The 15,182-nt window shown below is 51.3% G+C and carries 14 protein-coding genes; 3 read left to right on the top strand and 11 right to left on the bottom strand.

The features are described from left to right. Positions 1-21: 21 nt before the first annotated feature. Genes cysC through cysD form a run of 3 tightly spaced genes read right to left on the bottom strand, consistent with a single transcriptional unit; the run spans position 22 to position 2,972 of the window. The gene (gene cysC / locus OGX66_RS15815) at positions 22-627 is read right to left on the bottom strand and encodes an adenylyl-sulfate kinase (RefSeq protein WP_088903108.1); all 606 of its coding nucleotides are present in this window, start codon (positions 625-627) and stop codon (positions 22-24) included. After that, entirely contained in the window at positions 627-2,054 is a 1,428-nt protein-coding gene (gene cysN / locus OGX66_RS15810) for a sulfate adenylyltransferase subunit CysN (protein WP_088903107.1), read from the bottom strand. Before cysN ends, cysC begins: the two co-directional genes overlap by 1 nt. A gap of 9 nt (positions 2,055-2,063) precedes the next feature. Beyond that, entirely contained in the window at positions 2,064-2,972 is a 909-nt protein-coding gene (cysD, locus tag OGX66_RS15805) for a sulfate adenylyltransferase subunit CysD (RefSeq protein WP_003034152.1), read from the bottom strand. Positions 2,973-3,226: 254 nt separating this feature from the next. Between cysD and OGX66_RS15800 the strand changes: the two genes are divergently transcribed. Next, entirely contained in the window at positions 3,227-4,270 is a 1,044-nt protein-coding gene (locus tag OGX66_RS15800) for an aminopeptidase (protein ID WP_003034151.1), read from the top strand. Positions 4,271-4,314: 44 nt separating this feature from the next. Here OGX66_RS15800 and cysH read toward each other — a convergent pair whose 3' ends face one another. The 3 genes from cysH to cysJ form a co-directional block, all read right to left on the bottom strand. After that, a complete protein-coding gene (gene cysH, locus OGX66_RS15795) occupies positions 4,315-5,049 on the bottom strand; it encodes a phosphoadenosine phosphosulfate reductase (RefSeq protein ID WP_032938355.1) in 735 nt (244 codons plus the stop codon). A gap of 83 nt (positions 5,050-5,132) precedes the next feature. Next, a complete protein-coding gene (gene cysI, locus OGX66_RS15790; protein WP_003034148.1) occupies positions 5,133-6,845 on the bottom strand; it encodes an assimilatory sulfite reductase (NADPH) hemoprotein subunit in 1,713 nt (570 codons plus the stop codon). Beyond that, positions 6,845-8,644, bottom strand: coding sequence for an NADPH-dependent assimilatory sulfite reductase flavoprotein subunit (gene cysJ / locus OGX66_RS15785; RefSeq protein WP_286511784.1), 1,800 nt, complete (start codon positions 8,642-8,644; stop codon positions 6,845-6,847). Before cysJ ends, cysI begins: the two co-directional genes overlap by 1 nt. Positions 8,645-8,949: 305 nt before the next feature. Between cysJ and queD the strand changes: the two genes are divergently transcribed. Further along, entirely contained in the window at positions 8,950-9,312 is a 363-nt protein-coding gene (gene queD / locus OGX66_RS15780; protein ID WP_003034142.1) for a 6-carboxytetrahydropterin synthase QueD, read from the top strand. A gap of 91 nt (positions 9,313-9,403) precedes the next feature. Here the strand turns inward: queD and queE are convergent, their stop codons facing one another. From queE to OGX66_RS15765, 3 genes are all read right to left on the bottom strand, one after another. Next, a complete protein-coding gene (gene queE / locus OGX66_RS15775) occupies positions 9,404-10,075 on the bottom strand; it encodes a 7-carboxy-7-deazaguanine synthase QueE (RefSeq protein ID WP_003034139.1) in 672 nt (223 codons plus the stop codon). 71 nt (positions 10,076-10,146) lie between these two features. Continuing rightward, positions 10,147-10,836 (bottom strand): N-acetylmannosamine-6-phosphate 2-epimerase, encoded by a 690-nt coding sequence (locus OGX66_RS15770; protein ID WP_003840340.1) that lies wholly within the window; start codon positions 10,834-10,836, stop codon positions 10,147-10,149. Further along, positions 10,836-12,392 (bottom strand): maltose/glucose-specific PTS transporter subunit IIC, encoded by a 1,557-nt coding sequence (locus OGX66_RS15765; protein WP_071685114.1) that lies wholly within the window; start codon positions 12,390-12,392, stop codon positions 10,836-10,838. The genes OGX66_RS15770 and OGX66_RS15765 overlap by 1 nt, the downstream gene beginning before the upstream one ends. A 165-nt stretch (positions 12,393-12,557) precedes the next feature. Between OGX66_RS15765 and OGX66_RS15760 the strand changes: the two genes are divergently transcribed. After that, entirely contained in the window at positions 12,558-13,382 is an 825-nt protein-coding gene (locus tag OGX66_RS15760; RefSeq protein WP_044699736.1) for a MurR/RpiR family transcriptional regulator, read from the top strand. A 650-nt stretch (positions 13,383-14,032) separates the two neighbouring features. Here the strand turns inward: OGX66_RS15760 and OGX66_RS15755 are convergent. Together OGX66_RS15755 and OGX66_RS15750 are read right to left on the bottom strand one after the other, a co-directional pair. Beyond that, entirely contained in the window at positions 14,033-14,380 is a 348-nt protein-coding gene (locus tag OGX66_RS15755; RefSeq protein ID WP_016150908.1) for a hypothetical protein, read from the bottom strand. Between the two features lie 4 nt (positions 14,381-14,384). Beyond that, on the bottom strand, positions 14,385-15,170 hold the full coding sequence (locus OGX66_RS15750; protein WP_049003080.1) for a DUF4225 domain-containing protein: 786 nt from the start codon (positions 15,168-15,170) through the stop codon (positions 14,385-14,387). Between the last annotated feature and the right edge of the window lie 12 nt (positions 15,171-15,182).

Raw genomic sequence — 15,182 nt, 5'->3', positions numbered from 1 at the left:
GGGCATGTGAGCTCGGGTGTCTCAGGATCTGATAATATCTTCCTGCCTCAGCAGGTCTAATAATTGGGGTACCAAATTTGTTACCAATTGTTCACCATCAAGATGAATCTCTGGCGATTCAGGCGCTTCGTATACCGAATCAATTCCGGTGAAATTGCGTAACTTACCCGCCCGCGCTTTTTTATACAGCCCTTTTGGATCGCGTGCTTCACACGTTGCTAATGGCGTATCGACAAAAACTTCAATAAAACGCCCTTCGCCAACTCGCTCACGAACCATTTTGCGCTCAGCGCGATGCGGTGAGATAAAGGCGGTCAACACCACAAGCCCCGCATCCACCATCAGGTTAGCCACTTCACCAACCCGGCGAATATTCTCCTTACGATCGGCATCACTAAATCCAAGATCGCTGCACAAGCCGTGACGCACGTTATCGCCATCCAAGAGATAAGTACTCACCCCCAGCTTATGCAACGCTTCTTCAAGCGCCCCTGCTACCGTGGATTTACCGGAACCAGACAACCCGGTAAACCACAGTACAACACCACGATGACCGTGGCGTTGTTCCCGCTGTTGCGGTGTAACAGGATGGGCATGCCAGACGACGTTTTCGTCATGCAGCGCCATTATTTTCCTCCCAGCAGATCGCGCGCACCCCAGTGTGGGAAGTGGCGACGCACCAGTGCATTAAGCTCCAGCTCAAACGCGCTGAACTGAGAAGCCGCGGCGTGCTCCTGAACAAGTGGCTCACGCACCAGTCCCGCGCCAACGGTAACGTTGGTCAGGCGGTCAATAATTATCAGCCCGCCCGTCACCGGGTTCTGCTGATAGGTATCCAGCACCAGCGGCTCATCAAAGGTCAGATTAACCAGACCGATGCCGTTTAGCGGTAGCGCTTCAACGTCACGTTGGGTCAGGTTGTTTATATCGACCTGATATTGCACGCTATCAACGCGTGCGCGGGTCTTCTTGCCTGCGACTTTGATGTCGTAGCTTTGTCCAGGCGACAGCGGTTGTTCCGCCATCCAAACCACATCAATGGCAGCGCTTTGAACCGCCGGCAACGCCTTACCGGCATCAAGTAACAGGTCACCCCGGCTGATATCGATCTCATCTTTCAGCACCAGGGTGATCGCTTCACCTGCATGCGCTTCCTGTAAATCGCCATCAAAGGTCACGATCCGCGCTACGCTGGACTCAACGCCGGACGGCAGTACTTTGACGCGCTGCCCGACCTTCACGCTACCGGAGGCCAGCGTTCCGGCATAACCACGAAAATCCAGATTCGGTCGGTTCACATACTGCACCGGGAAGCGCATCGGCTGAGTATCAATACTGCGCTGGATCTCAACGGTTTCCAGCACTTCCAGCAGCGTCGGACCGCTGTACCACGGCATACTGGCGCTTTGCGAAGCCACGTTATCGCCTTCCAGCGCAGAGAGCGGCACAAACCGGATATCCAGGTTGCCCGGAAGTTGTTCAGCAAAAGTAAGATAGTCTTCGCGAATGCGATTAAATGTCTCTTCGCTAAAGTCCACCAGATCCATTTTGTTGATCGCCACCACCAGGTGTTTGATCCCAAGCAGCGTGGAGATAAAGCTGTGACGACGAGTCTGATCCAGCACACCTTTACGCGCATCGATCAATAGGATCGCCAGGTCGCAGGTCGACGCACCGGTCGCCATGTTACGGGTGTACTGTTCATGCCCGGGAGTGTCCGCAATAATAAATTTGCGCTTCTCGGTAGAGAAATAACGGTAAGCCACGTCGATGGTGATGCCCTGCTCGCGCTCGGCCTGTAAGCCGTCAACCAATAACGCCAGATCAAGCTTTTCGCCCTGAGTGCCGTGACGTTTACTGTCATTGTGCAGCGATGAAAGCTGGTCTTCATAAATCTGACGCGTATCGTGCAGCAGGCGACCAATCAGGGTGCTTTTCCCGTCATCCACGCTACCGCAGGTTAAAAAGCGCAGCAGACTTTTGTGTTGCTGGGCAACCATCCAGGCTTCAACGCCGCCTTCATTAGCAATTTGTTGTGCAAGTGTCGTATTCATGGCGGCTCCTTAGAAATACCCCTGACGTTTCTTCAGCTCCATGGAGCCCGCCTGGTCGCGGTCAATCACGCGGCCCTGACGTTCACTGGTGGTTGAGACCAGCATTTCTTCGATAATTTCCGGCAGCGTCTGCGCATTCGACTCCACCGCGCCTGTCAGTGGCCAGCAACCGAGCGTACGGAAACGTACCATGCGTTTTTTAATCACTTCCCCGGGTTGCAGATCGATTCTGTCGTCATCAATCATCATCAACATGCCGTCGCGTTCAAGCACCGGACGCTCCGCCGCTAGGTACAGTGGCACGATGTCAATGTTTTCCAGCCAGATGTACTGCCAGATATCCTGTTCGGTCCAGTTGGAGAGCGGGAAGACGCGAATACTTTCGCCTTTGTTAATTTGTCCGTTGTAGTTGTGCCACAGCTCCGGGCGCTGATTTTTAGGATCCCAGCGATGAAAACGATCGCGGAAAGAGTAAATACGCTCTTTGGCACGCGATTTCTCTTCGTCACGACGAGCACCGCCAAACGCGGCATCAAAACCGTATTTATTAAGCGCCTGCTTCAGCCCTTCGGTTTTCATAATGTCGGTATGCTTGGCGCTGCCGTGGACGAACGGGTTGATGCCCATCGCCACCCCTTCCGGGTTTTTATGCACCAGCAGTTCGCAGCCGTAGGCTTTCGCCGTACGGTCACGAAACTCGTACATTTCGCTGAATTTCCAACCGGTATCAACGTGCAGTAATGGGAACGGCAGCGTGCCAGGATAAAACGCTTTACGCGCCAGATGCAGCATTACGCTGGAATCTTTGCCGATGGAATACATCATCACCGGATTAGAAAACTCGGCGGCCACCTCACGAATGATATGGATGCTTTCCGCTTCCAGTTGCCGCAGGTGGGTAAGTCGTTTTTGATCCATAACCGTTCCTATGTAATGCCGTTATTTTGCTAACGATGCTCAGATAACCTGACTATAGGGAGGGCAAGAGGGCGAATGAAATTACGAATTGGAATGAGTAGTTCCTCAAAGGAATAACGATCCGGAAAAGCAAATATCAAAAAGTGCTTAAGCTACCGGATTTCGGGCATTTAGGAGCAAATGAAATTGTTTTACCTCGATCACAGTTTCATACTAGCGGCTGAAAATTTCTGCTTGGTATTTAAGGACTCATTATGTTTTCCGCAACGCGCCACCTTATTGCTGCCATGGCGCTCGGCGCGTGTTTTATCCTTCCTGCACAGGCAACATCCTCCAAACCTGGCGATATCGCAAATACCCAGGCTCGATATATCGCAACGTTTTTCCCGGGCCGCGTGACGGGATCTCCGGCTGAAATGTTATCTGCTGATTATATACGTCAGCAATTTCAGCAGATGGGCTACAGCAGTGATATTCGGACGTTTAATAGCCGCTATGTTTATACCGCCAAAAATAACCGTAAAAACTGGCATAACGTAACGGGAAGCACCGTTATTGCAGCACATGAAGGCAAAGCGCCGCAGCAGATTATTATTATGGCGCACCTCGACACCTACGCCGCACAAAGCGATGCCGATTCAGATGCCAATCTGGGTGGATTAACCCTGCAAGGGATCGACGACAACGCCGCAGGTGTTGGCGTGATGCTGGAACTAGCGGAAAAACTCAAAGACGTGCCGACGCAGTACGGCATCCGATTTATCGCCACCAGCGGCGAGGAAGAAGGCAAACTGGGCGCGGAGAACATCCTGAAGCGAATGAGCGCCGCCGAGAAGAAAAACACGCTGCTGGTTATCAACCTCGATAACCTGATTGTCGGTGATAAGCTCTATTTCAACAGCGGTAAGAAAACCCCGGAAGCGGTGCGAAAACTAACGCGCGACCGGGCACTGGCTATCGCGCATAGTCGCGGCATTGTAGCCAGCACAAATCCAGGCCTGAACAAAGACTATCCGAAGGGAACAGGATGTTGTAACGATGCGGAGGTCTTCGACGACGCGGGTATTGCTGTGCTCTCCGTTGAAGCGACCAACTGGAACCTGGGCAAGAAAGATGGCTACCAACAGCGCGCCAAAAGCGCCTCGTTCCCGTCTGGCAACAGCTGGCATGATGTGCGACTGGATAACCAGCAGCATATCGATAAAGCCTTACCGGGCCGGATAGAGCGCCGTAGCCGCGACGTAGTACGCATTATGCTGCCGCTGGTAAAAGAACTGGCGAAAGCAGGTAAATCCTGAAGAAGAAGCCCGGTAATAAATAAACGTTACCGGGCTTTTAACAGTTAGCCTTCGTGCAGCCCGCACTCTCTTTTCAGCCCAAAGAACCGCGTCTCTTCTTCCGCCATTCCCGGCTCCCATTTGCGGGTGGTATGGGTATCGCCGACTGACAGATAGCCCTGATCCCACAGTGGATGGTACTTCAGACCATGCTTTTGCAGATACTGGTAAACCGTACGGTTGTCCCAGTCGATGATCGGCAGAACTTTAAACACACCACGCTGAATAGCCAGCACCGGTAAATGCGCACGACTGCCCGATTGCTCACGGCGCAGACCGGCAAACCAGGTCTGCGCGTTCAGCTCCAGCAATGCCCGGTTCATCGGTTCGACTTTGTTGATGTCATTGTATTTTTCAATGCCCTCAACGCCCTGCTCCCACAGTTTGCCATAGCGCGCTTCCTGCCAGGCCGCACTTTCCTTCGCCCGGTAGACTTGCAGATTAAGCTTGAGCTTGTCCGTTAACTCGTCAATAAACTGGTAGGTTTCCGGGAACAGATAACCGGTATCGGTGAGGATCACTGGGATATCCGGGCGAACCTGATTTACCAGGTGCAGGCTCACTGCCGCCTGAATACCAAAACTTGATGACAGTACATATTCGCCAGGCAGGTTTTCCAGCGCCCACGCCACGCGATCCTCGGCGCTCAATTTTTCCAGTTGGTCGTTGGTTTGCGCCAACGCCATAACGCGTTCAACTTTCGGCAGTTCGTTCAACGCGTTGAGATCGAGTTTGGACATAAGTTCCTCACTGTTTGCCTTGCCTGATGGCGCTGCGCTTATCAGGTCTGCCGATTCAGCAGACCCGATAAGTCAATTTCACATTATTCCCAGAAATCCCGGGCAGGATCGAGCACCGGGCGAATAATGCCCGCACGCACCGTAAAGTCACCGAAGCCTTCACCCGCTTCGCGCTCTTTCGCCCAGCGCCCAATCAGTTCATCCAGCGATGCCAGAATTTCCGGCTCGGTGATGTTCTCTTTAAACATCCGGGGAATGCGAGTTCCAATACGGTTGCCCCCTAAATGGAGGTTGTAACGTCCGGGCGCTTTCCCCACCAGACCAACTTCCGCCAGCATCGCGCGGCCGCAACCGTTCGGGCAGCCAGTCACACGCATGACAATATTTTCATCACTCAGGCTGTGCTTCGCCATCAGCGTGTCGATGTTGTCGATAAACGTTGGCAGGAAGCGCTCGGCCTCCGCCATCGCCAGCGGACAGGTTGGGAACGACACGCAGGCCATCGAGTTTTCACGCTGCGGAGTGACCGCATTCATTAAGCCACTCTTCTGCGCAATCTTCTCGATCTTCGCCTTTTCACTCTCAGGAACACCTGCAATGATCAGGTTCTGGTTCGCGGTAATACGGAACTCACCTTTGTGGATCTTCGCGATCTCAAGCAGACCGGTTTTCAACGGACGGCCCGGATAATCCAGGATACGACCGTTTTCAATAAACAGCGTCAGATGCCATTTATTGTCGATCCCTTTCACCCAACCGATACGATCGCCGCGACCGGTGAACTCGTACGGGCGGATAGGCTCAAACTTGATCCCCGCGCGGCGCTCAACTTCAGCTTTAAAGGTCTCAACGCCTACGCGTTCCAGCGTGTATTTGGTTTTGGCGTTTTTACGATCGGTACGGTTACCCCAGTCACGCTGAGTCGTCACCACCGCTTCCGCCACAGCCAGTGTATGCTCAAGCGGCAGATAACCAAATTCGCTTGCCGTCCGGGCGTAAGTTTTCTTATTGCCATGCTCAATGGACAAACCGCCGCCCACCAGCAGGTTAAAGCCCACCAATTTGCCGTTTTCCGCAATCGCCACGAAGTTCATGTCATTGGCATGCAGATCGATGTCGTTCTGCGGTGGGATCACCACCGTGGTTTTAAACTTACGCGGCAGATAGGTTTGACCGAGGATCGGCTCCTCGTCGGTGGTCGCAACTTTTTCCTGATCAAGCCAGATCTCTGCATAGGCGCGGGTGCGCGGCAGCAGATGTTCGGAGATCTTTTTCGCCCACTCGTAGGCTTCGGCGTGCAGCTCAGATTCATACGGGTTGGAGGTACACAGCACGTTACGGTTCATATCGTTGGCGGTCGCCAGTGCGTCCAGGCCGACGGAATGCAGCATCTGGTGTACCGGTTTAACGTTCTTCTTCAGAATGCCGTGAAACTGGAAGGTCTGACGGTTGGTCAGACGAATGCTGCCGTAAATAGTGTTGTCATGGGCGAACTTGTCGATCGCCTGCCACTGTTTGGTGGTGATCACCCCACCCGGCAGACGACAGCGCAGCAGCATCGCGTGACGCGGCTCCAGCTTTTGCTCGGCACGTTCGGCGCGAATATCGCGGTCGTCCTGCTGGTACATACCGTGAAAACGGATCAGCAGGAAGTTGTCGCCTTTAAACCCGCCGGTCAGGCCGTCGTTTAAATCTTCGGCAATGGTACCGCGCAGATAGTTGCTTTCCAGCTTCATACGCTCAGCGTCGGACAGTTTGCCTTCGACCACCAATGGTCCTGGATGTTTTTCGCTCATTAGTAGACATCTCGCTGATAACGGCGCTCAATGCGCAGCTCACTTAAAAATTCATCCGCCGCTTCGATATCCATACCACCGAATTCGGCAATCACTTCCAACAACGCCTGCTCAACGTCTTTCGCCATACGATTGGCGTCGCCGCAGACATAAATGTGGGCACCGTCGTTAATCCAGCGCCACAGTTCCGCGCCCTGTTGGCGCAGTTTATCTTGTACGTAGACTTTTTCTTTTTGATCGCGGGACCAGGCGAGATCGATACGGCTCAGTACGCCCTCTTTGACGTAACGCTGCCATTCCACCTGATACAGGAAATCTTCGGTAAAGTGCGGGTTACCGAAAAACAGCCAGTTTTTGCCTTCGGCTCCATCAGCCGCACGCTGCTGCATGAAGGCACGGAACGGTGCAATTCCCGTACCCGGGCCAATCATAATTACCGGCGTCTGCGGGTTTGACGGCAGGCGGAAATTGTCGTTGTGTTCAATGAACACGCGGACTTCACCTTCTTCTTCCACGCGGTCGGCGAGGAAACTGGAAGCACCACCAGCACGGGCGCGACCTTCTATTTCATAACGCACCACGCCCACGGTGACGTGCACTTCGCTTTCCACTTCCGCCTGAGAAGAGGCAATGGAGTACAAACGCGGCGTCAACGGACGCAGAAGATCAACTAACGCCTGAGCATCCAGTTGCGCCGGGGAAAAGCGCACCATATCGACGATGGGCGTGGTGGCGGCATAATGCTGCAACTGTGCTTTGTCACCCACTAACGTCAGCAATGTTTCGCTGCGGGTTAAGGTGGCATAGTTCTCCACGATATTGCCGGTATTCACCGTCAGCTCGAAATGCCACTGCAACGCTTCAGCGAGCGACAAGGTTTTGCCTTCAACCGTCACCGGTTCATCACCTTTCAGCCACAGCAGTTCAACCAGTTCTTTAACCAGATCCGGGTCATTCTGATACCAGACGCCCAAGGCATCGCCCGGCTGATAACGCAGGCCGGAATCACCTAAATCAATTTCAACATGGCGTACGTCTTTTTCAGAGTCACGGCCGGTAATTTTCTGATTCACCGCAAGCGACGCCGTCAGCGGCGCTTCTTTGGTATAGGGGCTGGAGTGAATCTCGTTCACCGCGCCGCCCGCCACGGCCTGCACCGATGGCGCCGCCGGCGCGCGGGCTTTCAGTACCTCGACCAGACGCGCGCGCCATTCAGCGGCGGCGGCCTGGTATTCCACGTCGGCATCGACGCGATCGAGCAGACGTTCACCGCCCAGCTCAGCCAGTTTCGCATCGAAGTCTTTTCCTGACTGACAGAAAAACTCATAGGAGGTGTCGCCAAGACCAAACACGGCAAAAGCGGTGTTATCGAGCTTTGGCGCTTTTTTCGAGAACAGGAATTTATGCAACGCCACGGCTTCTTCCGCCGGTTCACCTTCCCCTTGCGTCGACGCCACCACAATCAGCAGTTTTTCATTGGCGATTTGTTTGAATTTATAGTCGCCAGCGTTGATCAGAGTGACGTTGAGCTTCGCGGCGATCAGATCATCGCGCAGGGCTTCCGCCACACGACGCGCATTACCGGTTTGCGAGGCGGAGATAAGCGTAATGCCTGGCATTTCAGCGACAGGCGCAAGCGCCGCTGCATTGCTACCAGGCTGCTGATTCAGCACGCCCCAAAAATAGCCAGAAACCCACGCAAGCTGTGCGGGAGTGAAATCGGTCGTGGCTGCCTGAAGGCGTGCCAGTTGCTCCGGGTTTAGCGGTAGCAGAGCGGAAGGTGGGGCCTGTGTCGTCATGCGTTGTCATGTTCCAGTAAGCAAAGCGGATTTCAGCAATAAAACCCAAACTGAAGATAAGGTTAACGGCGGGGATAGTAACAATTAAAGAAGGGATAGAAATAACAAATAACCAAATGGACTAACCTGTTTTAGTTATAGTCATTAACGACAAAACCGATTTAATAACTATATGATATATAAATAGTTATCAAACATTAACAGCGTAAATATGACGTTCTGATGCTTAGCGCCCTTTTAACTAATGATAAAAATTGTGCTTTACGGTACCCTACGGCGGTTTTTCGCATTCTTGAGAGTAAATAATGTCCACCACCTTGTTTAAAGATTTCACCTTCGAAGCCGCTCACCGCCTGCCGCACGTACCGGAAGGGCATAAGTGTGGCCGCCTGCATGGTCACTCATTTATGGTGCGTCTTGAAATTACCGGTGAAGTCGATCCGCATACCGGTTGGATCATGGATTTTGCTGAGTTAAAAGCCGCGTTTAAGCCGACTTACGACAGACTCGATCACTATTATTTGAACGATATTCCTGGCTTAGAAAATCCAACCAGTGAAGTGCTGGCCAAATGGATTTGGGATCAGATTAAACCTGTGGTCCCTCTGCTAAGTGCTGTAATGGTGAAAGAAACCTGCACAGCAGGCTGCGTGTACCGCGGCGAGTGATTGTAGGCTTGCCGGATGGCAATGCGTCTTATCCGGCCTGCAACGAGCAACAAACTCTGGCCGGGTAAGCGAAACGCTCCCGGCACAGTTATCAGGCAATATTCAGATATTTATGGGTTTGCATCGACAGACGCCAGTTGCGCGCAATACAGGTATCAATACACAAACGCGTCGCATCTTCTTTCTGGCTGATTGGCTGTAAGGCGATGATTCGTGGTTTGTCGTCGCTCAACGTCGCCAGCAGTTCATCCAGCGCTTCAATATCGCGAACGCGACCAACCGGATGTTTGATTTCATTCGCGCGCTCCAGCGCCTGCGACAGCACATCATAACCGCCACGCATATTTACCTTCGGCGATACGGTCACCCAGGTATTCGGCGTACAGCGTACTTCGTGGGTACCACTAGTTTCAATCTGGCAGCTAAAGCCGTTCTTTTCCAGCAGGTCAGTCAGCGGCATCAGGTCATGAATGCAGGGCTCGCCGCCGGTGATCACCACATGACGGGCGGTATACCCCTGACGCGAAATGACCGCCAGCAGATCCTCACTGCTCGCCGCCCCCCATTTGTCGCTTTCTTTGGTCTTGGCCAGGATGCTGTACAGGGAGACTTCCCGATCCTCAAGCTTATCCCAGGTGTGTTTGGTATCGCACCAGGCACAGCCAACCGGGCATCCCTGTAAACGAATAAAAATGGCGGGGACGCCGGTAAAGTAACCCTCACCTTGCAGGGTCTGGAACATCTCGTTAATCGGGTACTGCATAGCGCTCTCAATATGGGGATAAACGATAATTATCGCAGATCCCCGCCAAAGTATCATGCCCCATCGATGCTTTACGAGGCGATCGCCGCGACAAAGCGTGCCGTTATCTGCTGCGGACGCGTGATTGCGCCACCAACCACCACGGTATGGGCACCTAATTCCAGGCATCGTGCGGCACGTTCCGGAGTATCGACGTTTCCTTCTGCCACGACAGGTACGCTGACCGCCGCCAATACCTCACGTAAAAAACCGCAGTCGTTTTCCGCCAGCACATGCCCGGCAGTGTCAGCGGTATAGCCGTAGAGCGTGGTGCCCACGCAGTCAAAACCCAGACGCTCAGCTGTCACCGCTTCGTCTATGGTGGCGATATCCGCCATCAGCAGCACAGACGGGTAGCGAGCGCGGATTTGCATAACTAATTCTTCCAGCGTTTGTCCTCCTGGGCGCGGGCGCGCTGTCGCATCCAGAGCAATAATCTCCGGCTCAACGGTCATTAGCTCATCCACTTCCTTGAGGGTGGCCGTGATAAACACATCGCTACCCGGATAATCGCGCTTGATAATCCCAATCACCGGCAGGGAGACGCTCTCTTTGATCGCGCGAATGTCCACCACGCTGTTCGCACGAATACCTACAGCACCTCCCTGCGCTGCCGCCAGCGCCATACGCGACATAATAAACGGACTGTGCAGGGGCTCATTTTCCAGCGCCTGGCAGGAGACGATTAATTTACCTTTCAGGGAATCCAGTACAGTTTTCATTACGATAAGATCTCTTCGACTTCGTTTTTGATGATGGTGACATGCGGGCCATAAATCACCTGAACCCCGTTGCCGCGAATAATTACGCCACGCGCTCCGGTCGCTTTCAGCGCCGCTTCATCGACCTTGCTACTCTCTTTTACCGTCACGCGCAGACGTGTGGCGCAACAGTCCACCTCTTCCAGATTCTCTTTACCTCCCAGTCCGGCAATCACGGCCGCAGCACGCTCACTTTGCGGCAGGCCGGATTCAGTCGGTGCTGCGTTTTCACGACCAGGCGTCAACCAGTTAAAGCGGTTAATCAAATAGCGGAAGGTGAAGTAGTAAAGGAAGAACCACGGGATCCCCACCATAGGGACGTACATCCAGTTGGTTTTAGCTTCCCCCTGTAGCACACCGAAGAGGAGGAAATCGATAAGCCCACCCGAAAAGGTTTGCCCGATGGTGATATGTAAAATATGCGCCATCATAAACGCCAGACCATCGAAGAAGGCGTGAATGATGTATAACACAGGTGCGACAAACAGGAAGGAGAACTCGATAGGCTCAGTGATCCCCGTCAGGAAAGAGGTCAGGGCCGCAGACAACAGCAGTCCGGCGACAAGCTTTCTGTTCTCTGGTTTTGCAGTATGGTACATCGCAAGACATGCGCCAAGCAGGCCAAACATCATGGTGATAAAGCGCCCGGACATAAAGCGCGAGGTGCCCGCATAGAACTGCTGCGTATTCGGATCGGCAAGTTGCGCGAAGAAAATACGCTGCGTACCTTCAACCAACTGGCCGTTGACGATTTCACTCCCGCCAAGCGCTGTGGTCCAGAACGGCAAATAAAAGATATGGTGTAACCCCAGTGGGCCAAGCATACGCAGGATGAAGCCGTACAACAGCGTACCCAGATAACCGGTCGCATCCACCAGACCACCCAGTCCAAAAATGAGTTTCTGGAAATGCGGCCAAACCACCGTCATGACCGCACCCACTACAATCGCGGCAAGGGAGCTAATAATCGGCACAAAGCGCGAACCGCTGAAGAAACCAAGGAACTGAGGCAGCGAGACTTTATTGAAACGGCTATGCAGCGCGCAGGTGACAAGCCCAATCACCACCCCACCAAATACGCCTGTTTCCAGCGTCTGAATACCCAGCGTCATCCCCTGGCCTACGGCACCGGGATTCTCGTGCGCCAGCGTTCCGTTGAGTGTCAATAAAGCGTTGATGGTGGCGTTCATCACCAGAAATGCCAGCAATGCAGCAAGCCCGGCGGTGCCTTTATCCGTTTTCGCCAGTCCTACTGCCACACCCACCGCAAAAAGCACCGACAGGTTGGCAAACACAATAGAACCTGCGCTGGTCATGATCGTGAAGATTGCCTGTAACCAATCAACGTCCAAAAACGGATACGCCGTCAATGTGTTTGGATTCGACAGCGCGCCGCCAATCCCTAGCAACAGCCCCGCAGCGGGCAGTACCGCAATCGGCAGCATGAACGATTTGCCGAACCGCTGTGCCTTTTCAAACCATGCGCCCGATGAGGCGCCGCTAAACATTTGCATCATTTTTTCATCTCCCCGATTAATGATGAAAATTTTTACCATATTTATTTTTATAAATGAAAATTATCATCAAAAACCAGGAAGCCGATCATACTTTTTTAAAATGACTGGCATCTCTCCCCTGCTTTCCGCCACACTATCAGCAGAGAAACGCATTAAGGATTTTGCATGTCAGAAAATGAAAACCTGCTGCTGAGATTGCGCCAGGGCGTTGACGGATATAGCCGAACACAGCAGAAGCTGGGAGAGTTTGTGCTTAGTGATCCGGCAAAAGTTGTCTACCTGACGATTACCGAACTGGCGCGTGAAAGCGACACCAGCGAGGCGAGCGTCACACGTCTGTGCCGCACGCTTGGGTGTAAGGGTTATAACGAATTCAAAATGGCGCTGGCACTCGATCTCCAGCAAGGGCTGCCGGTAGAGCACAGCGGGGATGAAATTGACAATGTGGTCAATGAATCCGTGCAAGCGCTGCAGGACACAGCAAAGTTACTCGACAGGACATTACTGGAATCCGCCGCTCTGGCGCTACATCAGGCTCAGTCGGTACAGATTTATGGCGTAGCGGCCAGCGCTATTCTGGGGGAGTATTTACATTACAAACTCCTGCGCCTCGGCAAACCCGCGCAACTGTTCAGCGACATGCACCGCGCAGCCATGAATGCCACTACGCTTAGCAAAAATACGCTCGTGGTAGCGATCTCCAGTTCGGGCTCCACGCGCGATCTGCTGCATGTCGTGAAACTGGCGCGTAAGCAAGGCGTGCGCGTGCTGGCGCTAAGTAATACGCCGCGCAGCCCGCTGGCTTCGCTGAGTGATATTCAACTGGTTGCAGCCAAACCCGAAGGCCCTCTGAGCGCCGGGGCGCTAAATGCAAAAGTGGGCGTGATGTTATTAGTTGAATTGCTCACCACATCACTCATTGCGCTGGATGAAAAGTACAGCGATGTGAGTCAGCAAACCGCCAGTGCGACACTGCCACTGCTACTTTAAAGACATAAAAAAACCCGCCGAGGCGGGTTTTTACGTTAAGAGCTAAAGAACAGGATGACGAATAAAAATAGTGGGGATACCGACAAAGTAACCCTCATCTGGCAGGGTCTGTAACATCTCGTGAATGGGGACTGTTAGCGTTCTCAGTATGAAGATAAGCAATAATTTTCCCAGATTCCGAAAACGGGTCATACGCTGCGCTTGTTTAAGGTAAGACTCCCCTGTTCACCAGAAAGTATATCGAGTTTAGTTTTTCTACCGCTTACCCATTAGTTTGATCTGTAACTTGATACTCCAAACCAGATTGATAAAGAAAGGGTTAAAGAAGACTGAAATCAAGGCTAAGATGAGGCAACAAAGTATACACATTATAAATAGCTCAAACCCTCCCATTGATGCAGGAAAAAGCATAGAGAAGAATAACGCGCCCCCCCAGGCATAGTATTTCCAGGCGTAGAGAAAGAAAGCTCGGCTTACGCTGATGTTTTTCTTTCTCGCTAATTTAAGCAAGAAACGAACATTTTTTTCTTTCATTCCAGCATTCACGAGTATAGATTTTATATCATTATTCATAACAATCATCAGTTAAAGTCATTGCAATATATAAAACATCACTTGACTCCCCTTTAAAATAACACCAGATTAATCACTTAGATTCCTCGTAACTTGATATAAACTTTCCAAACCTTAAGGTAATTTTTATGAAGCCGACAAGTTAACTCAATAACAAAAAACAACAACCCGAATATTAAAAAGAGCACCAATAACTCAGTGTAATCTTCTTGTCCAATTGAAAATATAAAAAATGACATAACAAAAGCCATGATAATATCAACCTTAATGATACTTGCATCTGTTAATAAATAGGCTTTTTGTATATTCACTTTGTTTTCATTAGCAAAACGAATAAGTTTCTGTGCTTTATACTCACTCAAACCCGCAAGTTTAATACTTTCAGTTAAAGACTTATCATTCTGATCATATGCTTTGAAGATCATATCCTTATTCCCTCAATTCAGCCCAGTTAGTACTTTCTCCACCAAAAAGTTGATAAATAGTGAATCCACTAACTACATCACCGGTTAACTCACTAGCCACCCCGACTGCCCCCAAGGTTCTCCAACTGCGGATATAATCTTCCTGTATATAGCGGAATAATTTCCACGAATCTGTTCTCAAGGTCAGCGTTGAGGCTGAACCAAATGAAAGAACAAGATCTCCCGTTGAAAAAGCAATATCACCACCCTTATCATCACTCCCCAAAAGTTTAGCTACCTGGCGGTAGGCATACCTCAAAGGCATTCTTTTGGGGTCTTCATGATATAGTAAATAATAACCATTTTCCCAAACATTCTCACTTCCCTGCATCATTAAAGGGACCCCATAACTTTTACATGCAGCACCAAGGCTTGCTTTACATAAACCAAACCCACCGATAACTTGCATTGATCCACTAATGAATCCAACTCGCTTTAATGTTATTGTAAGCGTAGAGTGCCGTTCTCTTTCACGCTCAGCTATTGCATATAATTTAACACTCCCCATTCTTAAATTCATATGATGGTTAGTTAAAGACATATGATATTCACGTAATCTATCCATCGCTCTGCCAAAATCTAATTTCCCATAACGATATTCATCAAGAAAATATGATGTAACCCTACGTTCTTCTAACATATATTTTGAACGTATATCTAGATCATTAAGATATTGAAAACTGATATCATAGACAAGTCGATCAATCTTTTCTTTTTCTCGTTGCAAATTCATTAATCCATAACTACTCAAAATAACCTCCTG

This window comes from Citrobacter sp. Cf072 (assembly GCF_030334485.1).
Classification (GTDB): domain Bacteria; phylum Pseudomonadota; class Gammaproteobacteria; order Enterobacterales; family Enterobacteriaceae; genus Citrobacter; species Citrobacter freundii.
The sequence above is the reverse complement of the archived record's forward strand: the minus strand, read 5'-3'. Positions and strand labels throughout refer to the sequence as shown.

Bases quoted from the DNA above. Each gene is read 5' to 3' on its own strand.
- OGX66_RS15765 (WP_071685114.1), bottom strand. From the start codon at position 12,392: ATGATGCAAATGTTTAGCGGCGCCTCATCGGGCGCATGGTTTGAAAAG.
- cysI (WP_003034148.1), bottom strand. From the start codon at position 6,845: ATGAGCGAAAAACATCCAGGACCATTGGTGGTCGAAGGCAAACTGTCC.
- queE (WP_003034139.1), bottom strand. From the start codon at position 10,075: ATGCAGTACCCGATTAACGAGATGTTCCAGACCCTGCAAGGTGAGGGT.
- OGX66_RS15770 (WP_003840340.1), bottom strand. From the start codon at position 10,836: ATGAAAACTGTACTGGATTCCCTGAAAGGTAAATTAATCGTCTCCTGC.
- OGX66_RS15755 (WP_016150908.1), bottom strand. From the start codon at position 14,380: ATGATCTTCAAAGCATATGATCAGAATGATAAGTCTTTAACTGAAAGT.
- cysN (WP_088903107.1), bottom strand. From the start codon at position 2,054: ATGAATACGACACTTGCACAACAAATTGCTAATGAAGGCGGCGTTGAA.
- cysD (WP_003034152.1), bottom strand. From the start codon at position 2,972: ATGGATCAAAAACGACTTACCCACCTGCGGCAACTGGAAGCGGAAAGC.
- cysJ (WP_286511784.1), bottom strand. From the start codon at position 8,644: ATGACGACACAGGCCCCACCTTCCGCTCTGCTACCGCTAAACCCGGAG.
- OGX66_RS15800 (WP_003034151.1), top strand. From the start codon at position 3,227: ATGTTTTCCGCAACGCGCCACCTTATTGCTGCCATGGCGCTCGGCGCG.
- queD (WP_003034142.1), top strand. From the start codon at position 8,950: ATGTCCACCACCTTGTTTAAAGATTTCACCTTCGAAGCCGCTCACCGC.
- cysH (WP_032938355.1), bottom strand. From the start codon at position 5,049: ATGTCCAAACTCGATCTCAACGCGTTGAACGAACTGCCGAAAGTTGAA.
- OGX66_RS15760 (WP_044699736.1), top strand. From the start codon at position 12,558: ATGTCAGAAAATGAAAACCTGCTGCTGAGATTGCGCCAGGGCGTTGAC.
- cysC (WP_088903108.1), bottom strand. From the start codon at position 627: ATGGCGCTGCATGACGAAAACGTCGTCTGGCATGCCCATCCTGTTACA.